This window comes from Plantactinospora sonchi (genome assembly GCF_036422035.1).
Taxonomy (GTDB): Bacteria; Actinomycetota; Actinomycetes; order Mycobacteriales; family Micromonosporaceae; genus Plantactinospora; species Plantactinospora sonchi.
Genome location: NZ_JAZGQK010000021.1, coordinates 137,140 through 155,871, shown reverse-complemented (window position 1 = coordinate 155,871; position 18,732 = coordinate 137,140). Strand labels below are relative to the sequence as shown.

Annotated in this window: 20 protein-coding genes; 10 read left to right on the top strand and 10 right to left on the bottom strand. The window is 72.6% G+C overall.

The window, feature by feature from the left end:
• Window positions 1-70: 70 nt before the first annotated feature.
• On the bottom strand, window positions 71-214 hold the full coding sequence (locus tag V1633_RS24035) for a hypothetical protein (protein WP_331216643.1): 144 nt from the start codon (window positions 212-214) through the stop codon (window positions 71-73).
• A 199-nt stretch (window positions 215-413) separates the two neighbouring features.
• On the opposite strand from V1633_RS24035, the gene V1633_RS24030 reads away from it, so the two are divergent.
• Window positions 414-920 carry a hypothetical protein gene (locus V1633_RS24030; protein WP_331216642.1) on the top strand — a complete coding sequence of 169 codons (507 nt, stop codon included), beginning with the start codon at window positions 414-416 and terminating at the stop codon, window positions 918-920.
• A gap of 52 nt (window positions 921-972) precedes the next feature.
• Here the strand turns inward: V1633_RS24030 and V1633_RS24025 are convergent, their stop codons facing one another.
• Window positions 973-3,873 (bottom strand): ATP-binding protein, encoded by a 2,901-nt coding sequence (locus V1633_RS24025; protein WP_331216641.1) that lies wholly within the window; start codon window positions 3,871-3,873, stop codon window positions 973-975.
• A 533-nt stretch (window positions 3,874-4,406) separates the two neighbouring features.
• On the opposite strand from V1633_RS24025, the gene V1633_RS24020 reads away from it, so the two are divergent.
• A complete protein-coding gene (locus V1633_RS24020; RefSeq protein ID WP_331216640.1) occupies window positions 4,407-5,429 on the top strand; it encodes an NAD-dependent epimerase/dehydratase family protein in 1,023 nt (340 codons plus the stop codon).
• A 31-nt stretch (window positions 5,430-5,460) separates the two neighbouring features.
• Here the strand turns inward: V1633_RS24020 and V1633_RS24015 are convergent, their stop codons facing one another.
• Both V1633_RS24015 and V1633_RS24010 read right to left on the bottom strand, forming a co-directional pair.
• On the bottom strand, window positions 5,461-6,426 hold the full coding sequence (locus V1633_RS24015) for an aminoglycoside phosphotransferase family protein (protein WP_331216639.1): 966 nt from the start codon (window positions 6,424-6,426) through the stop codon (window positions 5,461-5,463).
• 341 nt (window positions 6,427-6,767) lie between these two features.
• Complete coding sequence (locus tag V1633_RS24010; protein WP_331216638.1) at window positions 6,768-7,442, bottom strand: hypothetical protein; 675 nt, start codon at window positions 7,440-7,442, stop codon at window positions 6,768-6,770.
• A gap of 83 nt (window positions 7,443-7,525) precedes the next feature.
• On the opposite strand from V1633_RS24010, the gene V1633_RS24005 reads away from it, so the two are divergent.
• Window positions 7,526-8,131, top strand: coding sequence for an O-methyltransferase (locus V1633_RS24005; RefSeq protein WP_331216637.1), 606 nt, complete (start codon window positions 7,526-7,528; stop codon window positions 8,129-8,131).
• A gap of 60 nt (window positions 8,132-8,191) precedes the next feature.
• On the opposite strand, the gene V1633_RS24000 is transcribed toward V1633_RS24005, so the two are convergent.
• Complete coding sequence (locus tag V1633_RS24000; RefSeq protein WP_331216636.1) at window positions 8,192-8,386, bottom strand: hypothetical protein; 195 nt, start codon at window positions 8,384-8,386, stop codon at window positions 8,192-8,194.
• A 43-nt stretch (window positions 8,387-8,429) separates the two neighbouring features.
• Between V1633_RS24000 and V1633_RS23995 the strand changes: the two genes are divergently transcribed.
• Together V1633_RS23995 and V1633_RS23990 are read left to right on the top strand one after the other, a co-directional pair.
• Window positions 8,430-9,071, top strand: coding sequence for a CG0192-related protein (locus V1633_RS23995; protein ID WP_331216635.1), 642 nt, complete (start codon window positions 8,430-8,432; stop codon window positions 9,069-9,071).
• Between the two features lie 309 nt (window positions 9,072-9,380).
• Entirely contained in the window at window positions 9,381-10,034 is a 654-nt protein-coding gene (locus V1633_RS23990) for a hypothetical protein (RefSeq protein WP_331216634.1), read from the top strand.
• Window positions 10,035-10,054: 20 nt separating this feature from the next.
• Here the strand turns inward: V1633_RS23990 and V1633_RS23985 are convergent, their stop codons facing one another.
• From V1633_RS23985 to V1633_RS23975, 3 genes are all read right to left on the bottom strand, one after another.
• Entirely contained in the window at window positions 10,055-10,522 is a 468-nt protein-coding gene (locus V1633_RS23985) for a hypothetical protein (RefSeq protein ID WP_331216633.1), read from the bottom strand.
• A 78-nt stretch (window positions 10,523-10,600) separates the two neighbouring features.
• Window positions 10,601-11,263, bottom strand: a complete 663-nt coding sequence (locus V1633_RS23980; protein WP_331216632.1) for a response regulator transcription factor — start codon at window positions 11,261-11,263, stop codon at window positions 10,601-10,603.
• Window positions 11,260-12,435 (bottom strand): sensor histidine kinase, encoded by a 1,176-nt coding sequence (locus V1633_RS23975; protein WP_331216631.1) that lies wholly within the window; start codon window positions 12,433-12,435, stop codon window positions 11,260-11,262. The genes V1633_RS23980 and V1633_RS23975 overlap by 4 nt, the downstream gene beginning before the upstream one ends.
• Before the next feature lie 228 nt (window positions 12,436-12,663).
• Here V1633_RS23975 and V1633_RS23970 point away from each other — a divergent pair, with 228 nt between their 5' ends.
• Both V1633_RS23970 and V1633_RS23965 read left to right on the top strand, forming a co-directional pair.
• On the top strand, window positions 12,664-13,260 hold the full coding sequence (locus tag V1633_RS23970; protein WP_331216630.1) for a DUF1772 domain-containing protein: 597 nt from the start codon (window positions 12,664-12,666) through the stop codon (window positions 13,258-13,260).
• A complete protein-coding gene (locus tag V1633_RS23965; RefSeq protein ID WP_331216629.1) occupies window positions 13,257-13,745 on the top strand; it encodes a hypothetical protein in 489 nt (162 codons plus the stop codon). The genes V1633_RS23970 and V1633_RS23965 overlap by 4 nt, the downstream gene beginning before the upstream one ends.
• A 68-nt stretch (window positions 13,746-13,813) precedes the next feature.
• Here V1633_RS23965 and V1633_RS23960 read toward each other — a convergent pair whose 3' ends face one another.
• The gene (locus V1633_RS23960) at window positions 13,814-14,356 is read right to left on the bottom strand and encodes a hypothetical protein (protein WP_331216628.1); all 543 of its coding nucleotides are present in this window, start codon (window positions 14,354-14,356) and stop codon (window positions 13,814-13,816) included.
• A 157-nt stretch (window positions 14,357-14,513) separates the two neighbouring features.
• On the opposite strand from V1633_RS23960, the gene V1633_RS23955 reads away from it, so the two are divergent.
• From V1633_RS23955 to V1633_RS23945, 3 genes are all read left to right on the top strand, one after another.
• Window positions 14,514-15,008 (top strand): TspO/MBR family protein, encoded by a 495-nt coding sequence (locus tag V1633_RS23955; protein ID WP_331216627.1) that lies wholly within the window; start codon window positions 14,514-14,516, stop codon window positions 15,006-15,008.
• An 85-nt stretch (window positions 15,009-15,093) separates the two neighbouring features.
• Window positions 15,094-15,816, top strand: coding sequence for a hypothetical protein (locus tag V1633_RS23950; protein WP_331216626.1), 723 nt, complete (start codon window positions 15,094-15,096; stop codon window positions 15,814-15,816).
• A gap of 236 nt (window positions 15,817-16,052) precedes the next feature.
• Window positions 16,053-16,778, top strand: coding sequence for a hypothetical protein (locus tag V1633_RS23945; RefSeq protein ID WP_331216625.1), 726 nt, complete (start codon window positions 16,053-16,055; stop codon window positions 16,776-16,778).
• A 165-nt stretch (window positions 16,779-16,943) separates the two neighbouring features.
• Here V1633_RS23945 and V1633_RS23940 read toward each other — a convergent pair whose 3' ends face one another.
• On the bottom strand, window positions 16,944-18,362 hold the full coding sequence (locus tag V1633_RS23940; protein ID WP_331216624.1) for a WGR domain-containing protein: 1,419 nt from the start codon (window positions 18,360-18,362) through the stop codon (window positions 16,944-16,946).
• Window positions 18,363-18,732: the final 370 nt, after the last annotated feature.

Below are 18,732 nucleotides of genomic sequence, written 5' to 3'. Positions count from 1 at the left end.
ACCACCGCACCGCCGCGTCGCCCGGCCGCGTCACCGTCCGGGCCGGGCCCGGCCGGGCGACTCGGGCGGGTCAGTTCACCCAGGGCCAGATCGGACCGGGCAGGGACGGGCCGCACGTGTCGCCGTAGATCGCGGAAGCGGCGGCGGTCAGCCGGACCGGGCCCGCCTTGCGCACCACGAGCTTCTTCAACGGCCGGGTCTGCGGGTGGGACATGAGATTCACCTCCTTCGACGAGTAGGTGCCCCACTCTGCCCGTCGTCGGCCGCCGTAGGATCCGGGGAAACACGGAACCCGTACGGGTTCGACACGCTGAGTCGTCGATCTGGCGGCTGATCCGGAACCTGCCCGACCGAATCCCGATTCGGACAGAGGTGATCCCCTGGACCCCGACCTGCGGGAGCTCATCGCGGAGTTGCGCGCCGATCTGGAGGCAGACCAACCCGCGACCCTGCTGTGGGCGCAGATTCACCAGGCCGCGCCGGCCCACGAGATTCCCGCCGAGGTGCCGCGGCCGGTCCGGGAGCTGCTGGAGGTCGCCGACGGCGTCCGGGCCGGCGACGTCGAACTGTGGGGCACCGCCGACGTCGACTACCGGCGGGTCATGCTCGGCAGCATGCCAGAGCTCACCGGCGTGTCCGACGAGCCCGCCGACTGGTACTACCTGGGTGACCTGGCCCGGGAGCCGCTGCTGCTGCGGCGCGACACCGGGGCGGTCTGGTGGTTCCCGCGGACCAGCGGCGACCCCTTCTACGCCCGGGACGAGTTCGAGGAGCTGATGCCGAACCTCGAGTACTTTCTCGCCGGCTACGTGTTCGGTCCCCTGTACCTCGATGCCGCGACCGACGACGAGTGGTGGGAGTTCCTCGACCGGCACGGGCTGACCGCCGAGGACGGGGACGACGAGGAGCCGGGCGAGTGACCGCCGTGTACGAGCAGCCCATCGAGCTGTGGGTCGGCAGGGCCCCTTCCCGTCACTGACGGTCGCCGAGCTGGCGGGCCACCGCGGCCCGGGACGGGACGCCGAGCTTGGCGATGATCCGGGTGACGTGGGTTTCCACGGTCCGCGGGCTCAGCACGAGCTGGCCGGCGATCTGGTGGTTGGTCAGGCCCTGGGCGACCAGCTCGGCAACCTCCCGCTCCCGGGCGGAGAGCGTCACCGAGCCCTCGGTACGTTGCCGGGGCAGCCGCGCGGCGAGTCGACGCTGGGCCCGGTCCGCCTGTCCGGCGAGCCAGCGCGCACCGCTACCTGCGAAGAGCTTCTTGGCCCGGCCCAACTGCTCCCGGGCCGGTTGCGGGCGTCCGGCCGCGAACTCCGCCTCGGCGAGCAGCATCCGGGCCTGTCCCTCGGCCACCGGCGTGCCGGCCCGGGTGAACCAGCCGATCGTCGGGGCGATCTCCGACACCGCCGCGGCGGGCAGGCCCTGTGCCATCAACAGGCCGGCGCGGGCCAGCCCGACGTGACCGAGTCGCGCCGGCATCCCAGCGGCGACGTCGTTGGCCCGGTTCAACCAGCGGCGCAGCTGTGTCGGGGTACCGGCGACGGACGTGCCAGCGGTGCCGGGGCCGACGCCGGACGGCCCGTACGAGGCGGTGGCCGCGCCGACCGCCGAGAGCGCGCGCAGGGCCAGGATGGTGGCCTCGGCCGGCCCGAGGCAGCGGTACGCGTCCGCGTCCGCCAGCAGCTCCTGGCAGTCGTCGTACTCGCCGAGCGCGTGACACGCCTCCGCCAGGTGCAGTTGCACGACCGCCCGGTAGAGGGTGGAGCGCGGTGGTGCGCTGCCCCGCAGCCGGTCCAGGACCGGGCGTACCGCCTCCGGACCGTCGACCCAGAGCAGTGGCCGGAGTCGGACCGCCGTGGCCAGCGTGGCCGCTTCGGCACTGCCCTGCCAGCGGGCGATCTCCTCGGCCTCCTCCGCGTCCCGGAGCGCCTCGTCGACCCGGCCGGTCGCGCCGTACAGCACCGAACGTGCCGCGTAGAGCACCGGCAGGACGTGGATCCGACCGAACCGCACGCCCACCTCGATGCCGCGTTCGGCGTGGGCGAGCCCGTCGGCGTACCGGTCCACCATCGCCTCGATCCAGGCGAGCAGGGCGATCGCCCCGAGTTCGTCCCGGAGTGCGACGTCGCCGAGGGCGTCGATCATCCGGCCGGCGAACGAGATCCGGACCCGGGCGGTGGAGAGCGGACCCTTGGCCAGGGCGCAGGCGGCGAGCACGGTACTCGCCGCCGCCTCGATCCCCCGGTGCCCGCCGTGCCGGGCGCGTTCGACGGTTTTCGCCGCGTGCCGGGCGCCGGCCCGCCACCGGCCGGCGAGCATCTCGTTGACCGCCAGCTCCAGCCGGAGCATCGCCTGGCTGGCGCCGGCGACACCGAGCCGCTCCAACTCGGTGCTGAGCAGGGCACTGGCGACGTCGTGCCGGCCGGCCAGCCGCTCCAGCACGGCGAGTTGCTCGACCGCGGTGTGCCGGTGCGGTCCGGCGACCGCGACCAGTTCGTGCAGCACGGCCCGGGACTCGTCGAACTGACCGGTGACACTGAGCGCCTTGGCGAACAGCAACCGCAGTTCGGCCCGCCGGTCGACCTGGTCCGGCCCGTCGGGCAGCGCCGCCAACGCGGCACGCAGCCAGGTGGCGCTGGTGCTCGGCGCGGTACCCATGGTGCTGCGGGCGGCGAGCGTCAACACCTCGACGGCGGCCTCGTCCCCCGGTTCGACGGCCCGGCCGAGGTGGTGGGCCCGCAGGGTCAGCGGCGCGCCCCGCCGTTGCAGGTGCGCGGCCACCCGACGGTGGGCGCCGAGCCGCCACGCCGGGCCGGCCATCCAGTACGCCACCGCCCGCACCAGCGGATGCCGGAAGTCGAACTCGGCACCGGACTGGCGCAGCAGATCCCGGGCCACCAGCGCGTCGAGGGTGACGCCGGTGCGGCACAGGTCGAGTTCGGCCGCCGCCGCCACCGCCGCCACGTCGAGTCCGGTGCCGACGACCGCGGTGGCCTGGAGGACGAGCCGCTCGGTGGGGTTCAGGCCGCGTACCTCCACCGCCATCGCACCGTGCAGGGCGGTGCTCACCGGTTCGTCCGGGCAGTCGCCCCGACGCAACGCGGTCAGCACGTGGGTCGGGGTGCCGGCGAGCAGTTCCAGATAGAGCGGGTTGCCGCCGCTGACCTGGTGGAGCAGCCGGCGACGGGACGGTGGTTCGGCCGGCAGCCAGCGGTCGAGGTCCGGGCCGGAAAGCGGACCGAGCCGTACCCGGGTGGGCGCGGGCGTGAGGTGGGCGAGTCCGTCGGCGAGCCGGTCCGGGCACTGGTCCGACCGGAAGGCGAAGACCACCAGCACACCGTTGCCCGGCGGATGCCGCAGGAGGTAGCCGAAGAACTCGACGGAGGCGTCGTCGGCCCACTGCACGTCGTCGAAGACCAGCAACAACCGGGCCGGCCGGGCGAGGGCGGTGAGCAGTTCACACAACCGGCGGTGCCGGCGGTGCCGCTCGACCGCCGCCGCCGGCCCGTCGGCGACCGGGTCGAGGTCCCGGCCCGCGACGGCGTCGAGCAACGCCTGCAGTTCGGCCCGCTGGTCGGGCACACCGGCCAGGGCGTCCAGCACCACCCCGTACGGGAGGGAGCGTTCGAACTCGGTGGCCCGGCCGGACAGCACGGTGCGCCCCCGGGCACCGGCGGTCTTGACAAGTTCGGCGAGGAGGCGGCTCTTGCCGATGCCAGGCTCGCCGTCCAGGGTCAGGATGCGTGGCTGCGACGACTCGTCGAGCAGCCCGACCATCCGGGCCAACTCGTCGTCCCGCCCGACAAGTGCAGCCGGGCCGGCTGTGGCACGTCTGGTGGCGGCGGATGGTTCCGGGACAGAATGGATCGGCACACGGCACCTCCGGGGGCAGCGGAAAGCCTGTGCCGAGATAACCGCGTAGACCGTTATTGATGCCAGACCGATCAGGGCGAACTAAAAGCGGTCATCAGTCCATTGACAGCAAGGCACCTGGAATCTATGGCCGCATCCCGTCCGTTTACGCCGCCCCGGAGATCGGCACCACTTCCGCTGGTGAGCGTACGCGGTTGTGGCCCGGCGCAGGGGGCATCGGCGGCGGGGGCGTACCCGAACGGGGCTGGAGGTCGACTCGGCCGCAGATCCTGCGGCTCCACCAAAAGCGCGCGAAGGGGTCGCGGCCGCACAGTTCCTCCCGCATGGCGGGAAGATCCGGTCCCGCAGGCGGGACCATTCTTGTCCGGGTCACCAGTTTCCGGATACGGAAACGAGGCGATCGGCGTCCACGAATCATCCGAATCGTCGGGCGCGGCAGCCCGATAATCTCGTGACAATGTGCTTCGCGGTCCGTCGGGTCAGCCGACCGTCCGTTGTCGGCGATCGCTGCCGTCACCCGGCAGAATGTCGTCATGCGACTTCTGGTGCTCGGCGGGACGTCGTTCGTCGGGCGCTGGGTGGTGACCACGGCGGTGGACCGGGGCTGGTCGGTGACGACCTTCAACCGTGGCCTCGGCGGCTGGGCGCACCCGCGAACCCGGCGACTGACCGGTGACCGGCTCCGTCCCACCGACCTCGGCCAACTCCGCGATGGCCGGTGGGACGCGGTGGTGGACACCTGGTCCGGTGCGCCGTGCGCGGTCCGGAACAGCGCCGACCTGCTCGCCGAACGGGCCGAGCGTTACCTGTACGTCTCCAGCCGGGCGGTGTACGCCTCGCCTCCCCCACCCGACCTCGACGAGTCCGGTCCGACCGTCGAGGCGTCCCCGGACGCCGGGGCGACCGGTTACGCCCCGGACAAGCGGGGCGGCGAACTCGCGGTGGAGGCCGCGTTCGGCGAGCGGGCGGTGCTTGCCCGGGCCGGCCTGATCCTCGGCCCGTACGAGGACTCCGGTCGACTGCCGCACTGGCTGCTCCGGATGGAACGGGGCGGCGACGTGCTCGCCCCCGGCCCACCCGACCTGCCGCTGCGGTACATCGACGTCCGGGACCTCGCCGCCTGGTTGCTCGACGCGGCCGGAGGCGGGGTATCGGGGGCGGTCAACGTGGTCAACCCGGCCGGGCACGCCAGCATGCGGACGCTGTTGGAGGCCGCCGTCGAGGTCACCGGGGCGGCGGCCCGGCTGGTCTGGGTCGATCCGGAAACAATCGAGGCGCACGGTTTCCACCGGTGGACCGAGCTGCCGTGCTGGGTCCCGCCCGGGCCGACGTACGCCGGGCTGCTCTCCACCAACGTGGCGCGGGCCGCCGCGACCGGGCTGCGCTGCCGGCCGGTCGCGGAGACCGTGGCGGACACCTGGGCGTGGCTGGTCGCGGCCGGCCGGGTCCCGCCGCCGGTCCCGGCCGGGCAGCCGAGACCCGGCCTTGATCCGGTGAAGGAGCGGACGGTGCTGGCCGCCTGGCGGCGGGCCTCCCCGGCCACCGCCGACGACTGACAAGATCGCCGGAGGGCGGGGTGTCGTCCGGTCAGTCGAAGTAGCTGGTGAGGTAGCTCCACGAGGCGGCGCTGTCCGCGCTCTCCCCGTGCGGCCGGCGCAGCTCGTCGACGTACTCCGCGACGTCGGCGAGCCTCCACCGCAGCTGGTGGAACGCCAGCCCGGCGGGGTCGACCGGGTGGCCGGTCGCCCGGGAGTATTCGGCGAGCAGGTCGGGGTCGTCGGTGACCAGCCAGAGGTCCCGTTCCGGCGGGGCGACCCGTACCGTCTCCCAGTCGATCAGGCGCAGCCCGTCGGCGGTACGCAGCAGGTTGCCGGGATGCGGTTCGCCGTGCGTGACGACCGGTTCGACACCGCTCGCCGCCACCCGCGCGGCGAGCCGGTCGAAGTCGGCCAGCCACTCGGCGACCCGTCCGGCATGGACCGTCAGCAGTTTCCGGGTCGGTTCCGCGTACGGGCCTGCGGCCCACTGTCGGTCGAGGTCGTCGAGGGCCGCCGTGAGCCGCTGCCGACCGGGGAGGTCCGGTACGAAGCGCCCGGCGGTCCGGGCGACGACCGGGGTGGCCCGGTGCACCGCGCCGAGCAGTGCCAGCACCTCGGGCAGGTCGGCCGGCCGGTGTGGACCGAACTCGCCGGCCACGCCGTCGAGCAGCGGGAAGACCGAGACGGCGTACCGGGCGCCGAGCCGGTACGCCGACGCGCCGGTCCGGGTCGGCACGGGGGCGACCACCGGCTCGAGCCCGGCGTCCCGGCGCAGGGCGAGCGCGGTGTCGAGGGCTCTGGTGAGGTCGACGAATACGGCGTCACGCCGCGCTGACTCCACACCGAGATCGTCGACGGTGACGAACCACCTCCGGTCGACGTCGTCGACCACCGACCAGTGGTAGCTTCCCGCACCCACCGGCCGGTACGTGACCTCCGGTACGTCCAGCCCCCAGCCGGTCGACAACGCCCCGACCAGTTCGGACTCCGCCATCTCGGCTGGTCTGTCCCGCATGGCCGGCGATTGTGCCGGGCCGGGCGGGGCGTGATCAACCGACTTTCCCGGGAGACGCCTCTTGCGGGCCCGTCCCAGCGTCGGGACAAGAACATCGATGGACGGGGCGCCCGTGGCGCACCCGCTGGTCCCGGCCGGGAAACCGGATCGGCTACGCGCGCTCATCCCTCGGCGACAGGTCCGTGGCGTCGACCCGCCGGTCCGAAACCGGGTCGGTGCCGACTCCGGTGGGCTTCCGGAAGCCGCCACGACCGGAAAGGACGTCGGCGCGGCACCGGCCGCGCCTCCGACGGTGTGCCGAGAGGACGACTGACCGCGCCGCGCCGACGCGTCGACCGGAGTCAGTGGCGCAGTTTTGCCAGCGCCTGCTGTCCGACCCGAATACCCACCATCTTCCGCATACCCAGCGTCTGCTTGCCGACACCCATGCCGACAACCCGGCGTACACCCCTGGTCGCCTGGTTGAGCCCGCCGAACCGCTGCATCACGCCCCGGAGAACCTGCCCGGGCTTCTGCTGTTCGCCGGCGAGCGCGGTGACGATGATCAGACCACCGGTCAGCGCCGGGATCACCCACTGCAGCACCCGCAACTGGCGTTGCCGGCCCGCGACGTCCGGCGGTGTGCCGTTCATCGGCGCGGTACCGGCGACCACCGGGGCCTCGGCGGTCTTCTGCAGCTTCATGCCGAGCAGCCGGCTGTAGCCGGTGGCCGCCAGCGCGGCCAAGGTCAGCCCGGTCTTGACCGCGCTCATCCTGCCGACGCCGGACTGGGCGAACACCCGGGGACTCTCGGTGATCAGCTCCCCCGCCGCACCCGCCACGTGCACCCCGATCGCCGCCGCGTTGACCGGCGTCCACCGGGCCCAGCCCTCCGACGCCACCCCGAGCCGCTGCTTCTTGTCAGTGACCTTCTCCGCCGCGCCGTTGACGCCGACCGCCCCCATCAGCGTGCCTCCGAACCAGGCCGCCAGGCCGAGGTCGTGCATCGAGCGCAGCATCGTGTGCCGTTCCCCCATGAGAAACCCTCCAGTCGTCCGAGTTCCGCGCGTACCCGCTGGTCACGTCCTCAATCCGAAGGGTCCGGTATCCTCGTCGATCGATGACCACGTCCGGAACGACCGCGTACGACGAATGTCCGGATCTGCCGCCGCTGGTGGCCGCCGCGGTGGCGGTGGCCCGCCGGGCCGGTTTCGCCCAGTCCTGCCTGCCGGCGCAGGGGCGGCTGCTGCACACCCTGGCCGGCGGAATCGGGGCCGGGACGATCGGCGAGACCGGTACCGGATGCGGGGTGGGGCTGGCCTGGCTCGCCAGCGGCGCCGCCCCGGACGCCCGGCTGGTCAGCGTCGAACGTGATCCGGAGCGGGCCGGAATCGCCGCCGAGGTCTTCGCCGCCGAGCCCCGGGTCCGGGTACGCCACGGGGACTGGCGTGACCTGCGCGACGACGGGCCTTTCGACCTGCTCGTCCTGGACGGCGGCGGCCAGGGCAAGGGTGTCGAGCCACCGCTGGACCCCGGCGACTGGCTACGTCCGGGCGGTGTGGTGGTGCTCGACGACTTCACGCCGACGACCGACTGGCCGCCGCTGCACTGTGGTCGGCCCGACACCGCCCGGCTGTACTGGTTGACCCATCCCAGGCTGCACGCCACCGAGGTACGGGTGACACCGACCGCCGCGACGATCCTGGCCCGGTACCTCGACCGCTGAGCGCGACGCGGCCTGTCCGTCCGGTGCCGGGCCGGTCCCGGCGGCCCGGGCCGCGGATGCTCACCGTCCCCCGGGTACGGCGTCGACGCCCGGCAGCAGGGTGAACTCGGTACGCCCGGAGCCGACCCCGTTGACCTGGAGTTCGATGGCGTGCGCGCCCGGGTGGTAGCGCCGGGTGTCGGTACGCCGGAGCCGGGCAGTCGCAGCGCGGACGCGTTCGCCTACCTGGCGGCGATGCGGGTCACCGGCTAGCACCGGGGCCGGTGGCAGCGTCGGACGGCGGGACTAGGATCCCGCCATGGCACTGCTGCACCGGGCGGAACTGCACCCCACGAAGCTCGAACTGCTGGCCGGCTGGCTTCCTGGCCGCGACTGGTACCACGGACGACCCGGCGCCGAGCTGGTCCGGGTGGCCGCCTACCGCTTCGACGACCCGGCCGACGCGGTGGGCATCGAGACGATGCTGGTCAGCTTCGGTGACGGGCCGGTCCTTCAGGTGCCGCTGACCTACCGTGACGCGCCGCTGGACGGTGCCGACGGGTGGCTGATCGGCACCGCCGACCATTCGGTGCTCGGCCGGCGCTGGGTCTACGACGGGTGCGGCGATCCGGTCTACGCCGCCGCGCTGGCGAACGCGGTCCTGGCCGGCGCCGGTCAGGCGGAGGAGTACTTCGAGGTGGACGGCGGGCGGGAGCACCGCACGCCGAGCATGGCCGTGATGAGCAGCGGCGATCCGGGGACACCGGTGCCGCACCTCGGCGAACACCGTCTGGTCGTCGAGGGTGAACCGACCCGTATCGTGACGGACCCGGTGGAGCTGGCCGTCGTCCGCTGTCTCGACACGGCGACCGAACCGCCGGCGGGCACAGGTGCCGTACTCACCGGCCGTTGGGACGGCCTGTCGACGCCGCTGCCGCTGGCGTACGCCACCCTCCGCTGACCCGCGCCGCCGTCCGCGGCCGTCCCGTCCCGGCTGACCTGGGCGGGAGACGCGACCAGGGTGTGCGGCACCCAGGAAGACGCCCTTCTCCGGGCCCCACCACCGATCCACGATTGCTCCTGGCCGCGACCGACGCGGCGACAGCACCAGCGACCAGGAGTTTTCGTGAGCAACCCGATGAACACCGACGGCAAGATCGTTCTCGTCACCGGGGCGAGCAGTGGGATCGGGGCGCGCAGGGCTGATCCGCCGTGGTCGCCGAACGCCTCGGTCGGCTTCTGTCGTAGCCGCCGTCTAGCATCCCGTGCCATGGGGACGACCTATCAGACCGTGCTGGCGACCGGCACCCTCGACAACCTCCGCCACGCGCTGACCCTGCTCCGGCGGGAGGCGTACGTGGTGCCGGTCGCCGAGGGCCGCTGGGTGGTCCTGCCCCGGGGGGACGAGCACGGGTACGCCGACAGCGACGAGCTGGCCCGGCTGCTGAGCCTGGTACCGGAGTGCTCCGCCGCGAGTTTCGACGTCCACGACTCCGACGTGCTGACCGCCGTGGTGTACCGCGGCGGCGACAAGGCCCACTCCTACCTGTCGGACCGGTCGTACCTGATCGAGTGGTGGGACGACGACGACAACGAGTGCCTGGTCAGCCTCGACGGCACGGTGTACCCGCTGGACGGGCCGCTGCCCTCGCCGGGGCCGGACGGCGACGACCCGGCCGCGTTCGTACCGTTCGGCGTCGGCGACGTCGACCTGGTGCGGCTGCACGCCGCACTCCGCGGCGACGTGCCGGACGATGATCCGTCGCGGGTACGCGCCGAGTGCCGGCACCACGAGATCCTGGCGGCGCTCAACCTGGATCCGGGCCCGTCGACCGGGGCGTTCCGGCACTTCGAGCCGGAACGGTTCCCGGCGGCGGTCCTGGTCGGCCCGTTCGAGACGGAGCCGGCCGGGTTTCCGACCTGACGGCCGCCGCTCCGGCCGGGTCAGCCCGGCTGGCGTGTGTAGCTCAGCGCGAAGTCGAGATCCCAGGTCACGCCGTCCTTCGACATCTCCCACCGAGCGTCGATCGTGTTCCCGTCCGCGCTCAGCGTGCCGGTGAAACGCTGGTTGAACCCGGGTGCCTCCCGCCAGATCCGCCACCGGCCGTCGGCGAACGTCATCCGGTAGACCCGGTGCACGCCCCGGGCATCGGCGTACAGCATGGTGAACTCGCTGGTCGCGTCGTCGAGCCCGATCAGCGACCACATCGGGAACGGCGCGTTCTCCCGCCACTGTCGCGGGGTCCCGTCTGGGATCTCGTCGACGTCGGTGACCTGGGTGAGGAAGAGTCCACCCGGCTGCCAGGCGAACTCGGTCCAGGCCGGCCCGACGCCGTCGACCTGCGGCCGCACCGTCCAGCGCCCGACCAGCACGTCGAGCCGGGCGAGCGCGGGATGCCTCTCCGCCACCATCGGTACCTCCGTCACTCTCGACCGTCTTCCGGCCATGGTGCCGTATCGGACCGGCAGCGGGAGCCCGGAGCGCGGCGGTCAGGTTTCGCCGGGGCGTACCAGGCCGGTCTCGTAGGCGATGACCACGAGTTGGGCACGGTCGCGGGCGTGCAGTTTGGCCAGCAGCCGACTGACGTAGGTGCGGGCGGTCTCCGGGCTGAGGAACAGGGCGGCGCCGATCTCGGCGTTTGACCGCCCGGCGCCGACCTGCGCGAGGACGTCCCGTTCCCGTTCGGTGAGCCCGGCGAGCCGGCCGGGGTCCGCCAGCGGCGTACGGGCCACCGCGGCGAGGACCCGCCGGGTGACCGCCGGTGACAGCAGGGCGTTTCCGTCCGCCACGACGCGGACGGCTTCCCGCAGCGCGTCCGGCGGGGTGTCCTTGAGCAGGAAACCGGCGGCGCCGGCCCGGATCGCCTCGAAGAGGTACTCGTCGTCGTCGAAGGTCGTCAGCATCACCACCCGCACGTCGGCCAGCCCTGGGTCGGTGAGGATCCGCCGGGTCGCCGTCAGGCCGTCGGTGCCGGGCATGCGGACGTCCATGAGGACGATGTCGGGCCGCTGCTCGCGGACGACCGCCAGGCCGGTCGCGCCGTCGCCGGCCTCGCCGACGACGGTGATCTCCGGGGTACGTTCGAGCAGCGCACGGAGCCCGGTGCGGACCAGGTGCTGGTCGTCGACAAGGACGACCCGGATCGGGGTCATGCCCTGCCTCCTGGCAGCGGTAGGCGGGCGTGTACCCGGAAACCGCCGGTCCCGGTGTTGCCGGCGTCGACGGTCCCGCCGAGCAGGGTGACCCGCTCGGACATTCCCCGCAGTCCCTGACCTCTCGCTCCGGACAGCCCGTCCGTCCCTTCGGTGGACGCGTCCGGGACAACCACGCCCCGGCCGTTGTCGACGACCTCCAGCGACAGCTGGAAACCCGTCACCCGGATCGTGACCTCGACCCGGGTGGCTCCGGCGTGCCGCAGTGCGTTGGTCAGCGCCTCCTGCACGACCCGGTAGGCGGTGGTCCCCACCACCGAGGGGAGCGCGTCGACGTCACCGGTGACCCGCAGGTCGACCGGCAGCCCGCTGCGGCGGACGCCGTCGAGGAGCGTACCCAGTTGGTCGAGGCCCGGTGCCGGTTCGCGGGTGCCGGGGTCGCGGCGCAGCGTGCCGAGGGTCGCCCGCAGCTCGGCCATCGCACTGCCGCCCGCCGAGCGGATCGCCGCCAGGGCGTCCCGCGCGCGGTCCGGCGCGCGGTCGGCGAACGCCTCCTCCGCGACGGCGGACTGGAGCGTGATCACCGACATGGTGTGCCCGAGGGTGTCGTGCACCTCCCGGGCGATGCGCAGCCGTTCGGCCTCGACCTGGCGGGCGGCCTCCCGGCGGCGCTCCTCGACGGCGACGGCGGCCTGCCGGGCCAACTCGGCCCGGAGTGCCCGCCGGTTGCGCACGGCGTCGCCGAGGGCGATGACCGCGAGGATCAGCGCGGCCTCGGAGCCGAGGTCGAAACCCACGACGATCGAGACGTCGTCGCCCTCGGTCAACCGCGCGCCGACGGAGACCGCCAGCAGCGCCCCGCCGACGACGGCCGCCGGCACCACCCGGCCTCGTTCCGCGACCGTGTACAGCACGGCGGCGGCCGGCGCGGCCAGCCCGATCGGCGGCAGGTCCAGCATGTAGTACCCGACGATGCCGACCGCCGTCGCCAGCAGCGCGGGCACCGGCCATCCCCGGGCGCAGAGCAGCAGCACGCCGAACCCGACCCCGAAGCAGTAGGCGAGGGCGGCCCGTCCGGGTGGGCCGCCGTCGGTCGCCACGGCCGCTGCTACCAGGCAGAAGGTGGCCGCGGCGAGCAGCGCGTCGGTCCGGGTGGGTGGTGTGACCTGCACGTGGCCGAGCCTAGGCCGGCCCCGGGTGGACCCGCTGTCGCCGACGGGCGACAGGCCGGGGCCGCCGCGTACGTCGAGAGGCGACCCCGGATCACGCCGCTGTGCGGCAGACGGTCGACGCACGGCTCCCTAGCGTCGATGGCGACTCGACGAACCCCCTGCCCTGCACCCTCAGAGAGGACTTTTGTAGTGTTACGCGCCAGACTGACATGGACTGTACTTATCGCCTTGGTCTGGACATCGATGATGTCCTTCGGCGGCGTGGCCGCCGAGACCGTGATGCTCTATCCGAACATCTTCGGTGACGCGCCCGCGTCGCTGGACCGGGCACGCGAATTCCTGGTCGCCGGAGGCCCGAGCGACTACTTCCCGCCGCTCGGCGCCACCGTGGTGCTGAGCAGCCTCGCCGCCACGGTGCTCACCTGGCGCGACCGTCGGTTGCGATGGTGGGTCGCCGGCGCGGCCGGTGTCTTCGTCGCCTGCGAGTTCCTGTTCTCCGTACTCTTCTTCTGGCCGCGCAACGAGATCATGTTCGTCGACCCGGTCGGCACCCACTCTCCGGGGTACCTGCGCCAGGTCGCCGGCGAGTTCGTCGCCGGACACCGGGTACGCCTCGCCGGCGGCCTGGTGACGGCGGTGCTCGCGTTCACCGCGCTGCTGCGGTTCGCCCGCGAGCCGGCGCCCGGGACGGTGGCGGCCGAACCGGCGCCCGGGACGGTGGCGGCGGAACCGGCGCCCGGGACGGTGGCGGCGGAACCGGTGCCCACGGCTGTCGAGACGGGCGCGGTGACGGCCGCAGGGGTGGACACGGGGGCGGGGCGATGAGCCGGGCCGTCCGGACGTTCGGGTTTCCGTGGCCGGTGCTGGTCGGGCTCGCCGCGCTGGCCGCACCCCGGGTGGTGGTCCACGACCTCGGTGTCGTCGAGGAGGGCAGCCTCGTCAACGGCCTGCTCGTCTTCCTGCCACCGCTGTGCTGGATCGCGGCCGTGTTGTGGCGACGTCCGCCACGCCCGTTCCTGACGGTGCTGCTCATCGGCGCGCTCTACGGCGTGTTCCTCGCGGTCGGCCACCAACTGCTCTGGGACGCGGCCTTCGACGGGAGCACACCGGCGCTCGGCGGCAACCTCACCGACCTCGACTCCGGGGCGCGGGAGGGCATCATGCGTACCGCCGCCGTGCTGTCCAGCCTCGTCACCGGCACCTTCGTCGGCGTGGTCACCGGCGCCGTCGCGGCCCTGCTGTGCCGGGTCGTATCGGCACACGACAACAAGCCGGATCACGTCAGCGGCCAGTTGTCCGACCGTCGCTGACCGGCACGGTCCGACGGGTGTCGGATCGGCGGTGCCGGAGGATGGCGTGGTGCCGGCGGCGGTACCGGTCAGTCCCGGAGCGTACGGCCGGTCGCGCCGAGCGCCTCGCGGAGAATGCGTACCGCCTTCGGGCCGACACCGTGCAGTGCCGCCAACTCGGCCCCGGTCAGTTCGGCGACCTGGGCGAGACTGGTGATGCCCGCACCGGCCAGAGCCCGGGTGGCGGGTCCACCGATGGCTCTCGGCAGGTCACCGACCTGGCCCGGGATCGCGGTCTCGGCGGCGGCCACCCGCGCGGCGAGCGGCTCGGGGGCGTACGCGAGCCAGGCACGCCGTACCCAGTGGTTGAGCTGCTGACCGTTGATGTCCCGCAAAGGGACACGGACGCCGATCGCGGTCGCGCCCCGGGTCAGGCGCTCGGCGGTCGGATGCTCCGCGAGGACCTGGTCCGCGTCGGCCTTCGGAAGCTGCAGGCAGACCCGGTGCTCGGCGTCGACCGAGGCGAACTCCGTGTCGCCGACCGCGAAGGCGGCCACGCCGGGGAGGCCGCCCCGCTCGACGGTCTCCGGATAGGACAACGCGGTCTTGCGGAGCTGGGCCAGCGTGGTCATGGCGCCCACCATCGCACACCCCGGCGTCCCTCCCCGGCGAGCGCCCACCCCGGAGTCTCCCCGGCGAGACGACCCGCCGCCCCGTTGGCGACCGGAACATGCACCATTTGTCGTGCTACGCGGTTTGTCCGTTGCCACTGTCGGGAACACCTGCCGGATGACGACCCGCGTCCAGCCCCAGCGCCAACCGGGAGCCCGGACCTGGCTGGTCCTGCTCGGGTTCCTGGTCGCGGTGGCGATCACCGCCGCGATCGGCGGGCTCGCGGTGCAGGGCACCGGCGAGGAGTACCAGAACCTCCGGCAGCCGGCCTGGGCTCCGCCGTCCTGGCTGTTCGGCCCGGTCTGGACGGTGCTCTACGTGCTCATTGCGATCTCCGGCTGGCTCTACTGGCGCCGGGCCGGTTTCGACCGGGCGCTGCTGGTCTACGCGGCGCAGTTGGTGTTGAACGCGATCTGGACCCCGCTCTTCTTCGGCGCCGGCCGGTACGGGCTCGCCTTCGCCGACATCGTCGTGCTGTGGCTGCTCATCGGGCTGACCGTCGTACTGTTCCGCCGACGCTCCGGACCGGCCGCGTGGCTGCTCCTGCCCTACTGGGCCTGGGTCACCTTCGCCGCCGCGCTCAACTTCACCATCTGGCAGCTCAACACCTGAGCCGGTGCGCCGAGCCCGCGACGTTTGCCTGCCGCGACGATTGGGCAGTTCGAGGCGAAGGGTCCGAATTCCGACGGAGGACACCATGCGTCGTACTCCTCTGCAGGTCCCCGCGATGCTGACGCTGGGCCTCATCGTGCTGAGCGGTTGCACCAGCAACGGCGACCCAGACCCCGTCGCCACGGACGGTCCTTCGACGACGGCATCAGCTGACACCACCGGGACAGCGTCGACCGGACGACCGACCGGGTCACCGTCACTGGGTACGGCGGACACGATTCCCGCGTCGGCGCTGCTGCAACCCGAGGATCTGAACGGCGTACGCCTGGAACCTGTCCCGGAGGGCGACAGCGCGCACCTGCGGCCGCTACGGCCGTGTGAGGCGCGGTATCCGAGCGACACGACCCGGACCGCCGCCGTCGCCATGCGGGCGTACGTCAGCCCGGGCGCCGGCCAGACGCCCCAGGTGATACTGCAGTACGTCGGACTGCACCCCGGGCAGGCGGAAACGGCGTTCGACGAGATCTCCGACGCGGTACGCGGGTGTCCGGGCAGCCTGAAGGCCGGACAGCACCGGTGGGAGGTGGCCGGGACCGGGGTGGCCGGCGACGAGTCGCTGCTCGTCCGGATCTCCGAACGCGTCACCTACGGCGACACCAGCGTCGTGACCACCCCCGCCGTGGTCGCCCGGGTCGGTGACCACGTCACGGTCGTCGCCGATCTGGGCTGGGAGAACTCCGACGGCGACGAGTCCGATGTCCGCCGGCTCGCGACGAAGGCCGTCGAACGCCTGCGCGCGCAGGGATGATCGTCCGGCTTGCCCGAGGTCGGCGGCCCGCACGCCGAAGGCTCAACCGTGGGCCGCAGTCCTCATTCCACCGCCGCCCGCGCAATCTCGACCGGCGCAGGACCGAGCAGGAGTGATTTTCTCGTACACCTCTCGTCGACAGTGCCACCGGCACATCCACCCGTCCGGGTGACGGTCACCGACGCGATCCGTAGGGTAGTTTGCGGCAAAGGGTCCGAATTAGCCCGGAGGACGCGGTGCGCCGTACTCGTCTGCAAGCCCCGGTCGCCGTGGCGTTGGGCCTCATCATGCTCGCCGGCTGTACGACCGACAGCGGCGTCGGCCCCGCCGCCACGGGTGGCCCGTCGACGACACCCGCCACCCCCGCTGCCGCCGCGACATCACCCAGCTCGTCGACTCCCTCCCCGTCACCGGGCACAACGGACGTGATCGCCGGATCGGCGCTGCTGCAACCCGAGGATCTCAACGGGGCGAGGCTCGAGCCGGTACCGGACGGTGAAAGCGCGCACCTGCGGCCGGCCCGGCCCTGTGACGCGCGGTATCCGAGCGACAGGACCCGGACCGCCGCCGTGGCGATGCGGGCGTACGTCAGCCAGGGCGACGGCTACACGTCACACGTGGTGCTGCAGTACGTCGGTCTGCATCCCGGGCACGCGGAGACGGCGTTCGACGAGATCGTCGATGCGGTACGACAGTGTCCCGGCAGCCTCGGCACCGGACAGCAGCGGTGGGAGGTGGCCGGGACCGGGGTGGCCGGCGACGAGTCGCTGCTTCTCCGGGTCTCCGAACGGTTCAACTACGGAGACGACGTCCACGTCGTGACCACTCCGGCCGTGATCGCCCGGGTTGGTGACCATGTCACCGTCGTCGCCGACCTGGGCTGGGAGAACGCCGGCGGCAGCGAGCCCGAGCTCCGACTACTGGCCGCGAAGGCCGTCGAACGCCTGCGTGCGGCGAGATGAACGACGGCTCACCGTTGGCATCGCGCAGTGCGCGTCCCAGCCCCTGGCCGGGGCGATCGCCGACGACCGTGACGTCGTCGTCCGGCCACCGTCCGACCGGAGGCCGGGCCGGGCGAGGGACCGGGTGACGGGAGGGACGGGGCCGGTCGCGCGGCGTGGACCGGTTCAGACCAGGCGGCGGATGTCACCGTACGCCCGGTAGAAGCCGCCCCGCCCGGCCTCGCGTACCTCGGTCACCAGGTACCGCACCCCCGGCTCCCGAATGCCCTTCGGGAACTGCACCGACCAGTCCTGCCGGTAGCCGCCCGAGACCACGTGCACTCGCAGCCGGCCACCGAGCTCGACGCACTCGACCACGACGCCGCTCCCCCGGTCGCTGGTCACCTCCACCGTCGTGGACGGGACGACGGTCCGCATCGGCGGCGCCTTGACGTCGACCACGTCGGGAACGGTGCCCTGCTCGGCGGCGCGGATCGCCGCCTCGCTGGCGTCGATGCAGGCGAGCGAGCCGTCGGTGGTGACGATGTAGAGCCGCTGCTGGTGGTACTGCATCGAGTACGCGGAGCCGCAACCGGTACCGAGCTTCCAGAGCCGGTTGCCGGCCGCGTCGAAGCAGTACACCGAGGAGTGGCTGTCCCCGGCGAAGACGTACCGACCGTTCTCGGCGGTGGCACAGGAGTAGACCGGGGCGTCGCACCGGTAGACCCGCTCCGACCGGCCGTCCTTGCCCAGCCGGACGACCTGGCGGGTGGCCGTACCGGCGTACAGCATGCCGGGCTCCTGCCAGCCGAACAGCACCGCGCCGGTCGGCTGGTGCCAGACCTCCCGCCCGGTACGCCAGTCGTAGCTGGTCACCCCGCGCGAGTGACCGTGGTGTACGGCGTCGGCGTCGCAGCGGACCATCCAGCCCGAGGTGCCGTTGCCCCGCCGCCGCCAGAGGAACTCGTCCTCGTGGTCGATCGCGGCGATGCCGCCGCCCGCGTCGGAGACGCCCAGTACGCCGTCGTGGATGTCCAGCCAGTAGATGTCGATGTCCGGGGCGATCCGGTACGCCAACTGGGGCACCTTGCCGGACAGGTCGTAGACGTTGCCGTCGTCGCAGCCGGCGTAGAGCCAGTCGTCGTCGGCGACGATGCACTTCACCCCGTCCGGCAGGCCGAACTGCTGCATCACCTGACCGTCGTGACTCAGGTTGGTGATCAGCCCGCTCTCGTTGCCGACCATGCAGCGGTCGTCGTCGACGAAGATGCCGAACGCCGGGGCACCGGAGTTGTACCGCCACAGCACCGGCGCGGTACGCGCGGTGGACCGGGTACTGACGATCTGCCGCCGGGAGACACTGCGCTTCTGCCGTACGCCGGGCACGGCCGGGGCGTACCCCTTGCGGACCTTTTCGCCGATCTTCTTGGACGCCTCGGCCCGGGCCCGCTGGTTGTCCGGGAACGCCTTGCTCTTGACCTGGCCGGCGTCGCCGATCCGGCCGTACCGGATGGTCAACTGGGCGTCGTCGACGGTCACCTCGTAGAACTTGTGCGCACTACCGTCCTCTTCGGACAGTTCGAGGTAGGTCGTCTCCTGAGGCATCGGCGGAACCTTCCGGCGAGGGGTCGTAGATGGTCGACGCCGGTCACCGGCGCATCGACGGTCGCACCGTATCCGCCGCCTCCGACAAGATGACCCGGCCGGTGGTACAGGCAGGCCGATCAGTGGTTGCCACGTGGTCGTCGGCACGGTTTGGATGCCACTTCAGATCTGACGAGGACCGCCTACCACGACGTAACCCGTCCGGCCGCGATCCCACGTGGACAAAACTCGGCCCCTCTCATGGCGCAGGCCCGTCGAGCTAAGGACCATGCGGGGACTCAGTTGGGACGTGACGACCTAAGGAGCTTGAGGCATGGCACCAGATGACTTCGACGAACCGCTTCCGGAAACAGCCGTGCCTGGGCAGCGA

What these genes read in the sequence shown, in the direction of transcription:
- V1633_RS24035 (WP_331216643.1), bottom strand. Translation starts at nt 214, where the DNA reads ATGTCCCACCCGCAGACCCGGCCGTTGAAGAAGCTCGTGGTGCGCAAG.
- V1633_RS24020 (WP_331216640.1), top strand. Translation starts at nt 4,407, where the DNA reads ATGCGACTTCTGGTGCTCGGCGGGACGTCGTTCGTCGGGCGCTGGGTG.
- V1633_RS24015 (WP_331216639.1), bottom strand. Translation starts at nt 6,426, where the DNA reads ATGCGGGACAGACCAGCCGAGATGGCGGAGTCCGAACTGGTCGGGGCG.
- V1633_RS24010 (WP_331216638.1), bottom strand. Translation starts at nt 7,442, where the DNA reads ATGGGGGAACGGCACACGATGCTGCGCTCGATGCACGACCTCGGCCTG.
- V1633_RS24005 (WP_331216637.1), top strand. Translation starts at nt 7,526, where the DNA reads ATGACCACGTCCGGAACGACCGCGTACGACGAATGTCCGGATCTGCCG.
- V1633_RS23995 (WP_331216635.1), top strand. Translation starts at nt 8,430, where the DNA reads ATGGCACTGCTGCACCGGGCGGAACTGCACCCCACGAAGCTCGAACTG.
- V1633_RS23990 (WP_331216634.1), top strand. Translation starts at nt 9,381, where the DNA reads ATGGGGACGACCTATCAGACCGTGCTGGCGACCGGCACCCTCGACAAC.
- V1633_RS23985 (WP_331216633.1), bottom strand. Translation starts at nt 10,522, where the DNA reads ATGGTGGCGGAGAGGCATCCCGCGCTCGCCCGGCTCGACGTGCTGGTC.
- V1633_RS23980 (WP_331216632.1), bottom strand. Translation starts at nt 11,263, where the DNA reads ATGACCCCGATCCGGGTCGTCCTTGTCGACGACCAGCACCTGGTCCGC.
- V1633_RS23965 (WP_331216629.1), top strand. Translation starts at nt 13,257, where the DNA reads ATGAGCCGGGCCGTCCGGACGTTCGGGTTTCCGTGGCCGGTGCTGGTC.
- V1633_RS23960 (WP_331216628.1), bottom strand. Translation starts at nt 14,356, where the DNA reads ATGACCACGCTGGCCCAGCTCCGCAAGACCGCGTTGTCCTATCCGGAG.
- V1633_RS23955 (WP_331216627.1), top strand. Translation starts at nt 14,514, where the DNA reads ATGACGACCCGCGTCCAGCCCCAGCGCCAACCGGGAGCCCGGACCTGG.
- V1633_RS23950 (WP_331216626.1), top strand. Translation starts at nt 15,094, where the DNA reads ATGCGTCGTACTCCTCTGCAGGTCCCCGCGATGCTGACGCTGGGCCTC.
- V1633_RS23940 (WP_331216624.1), bottom strand. Translation starts at nt 18,362, where the DNA reads ATGCCTCAGGAGACGACCTACCTCGAACTGTCCGAAGAGGACGGTAGT.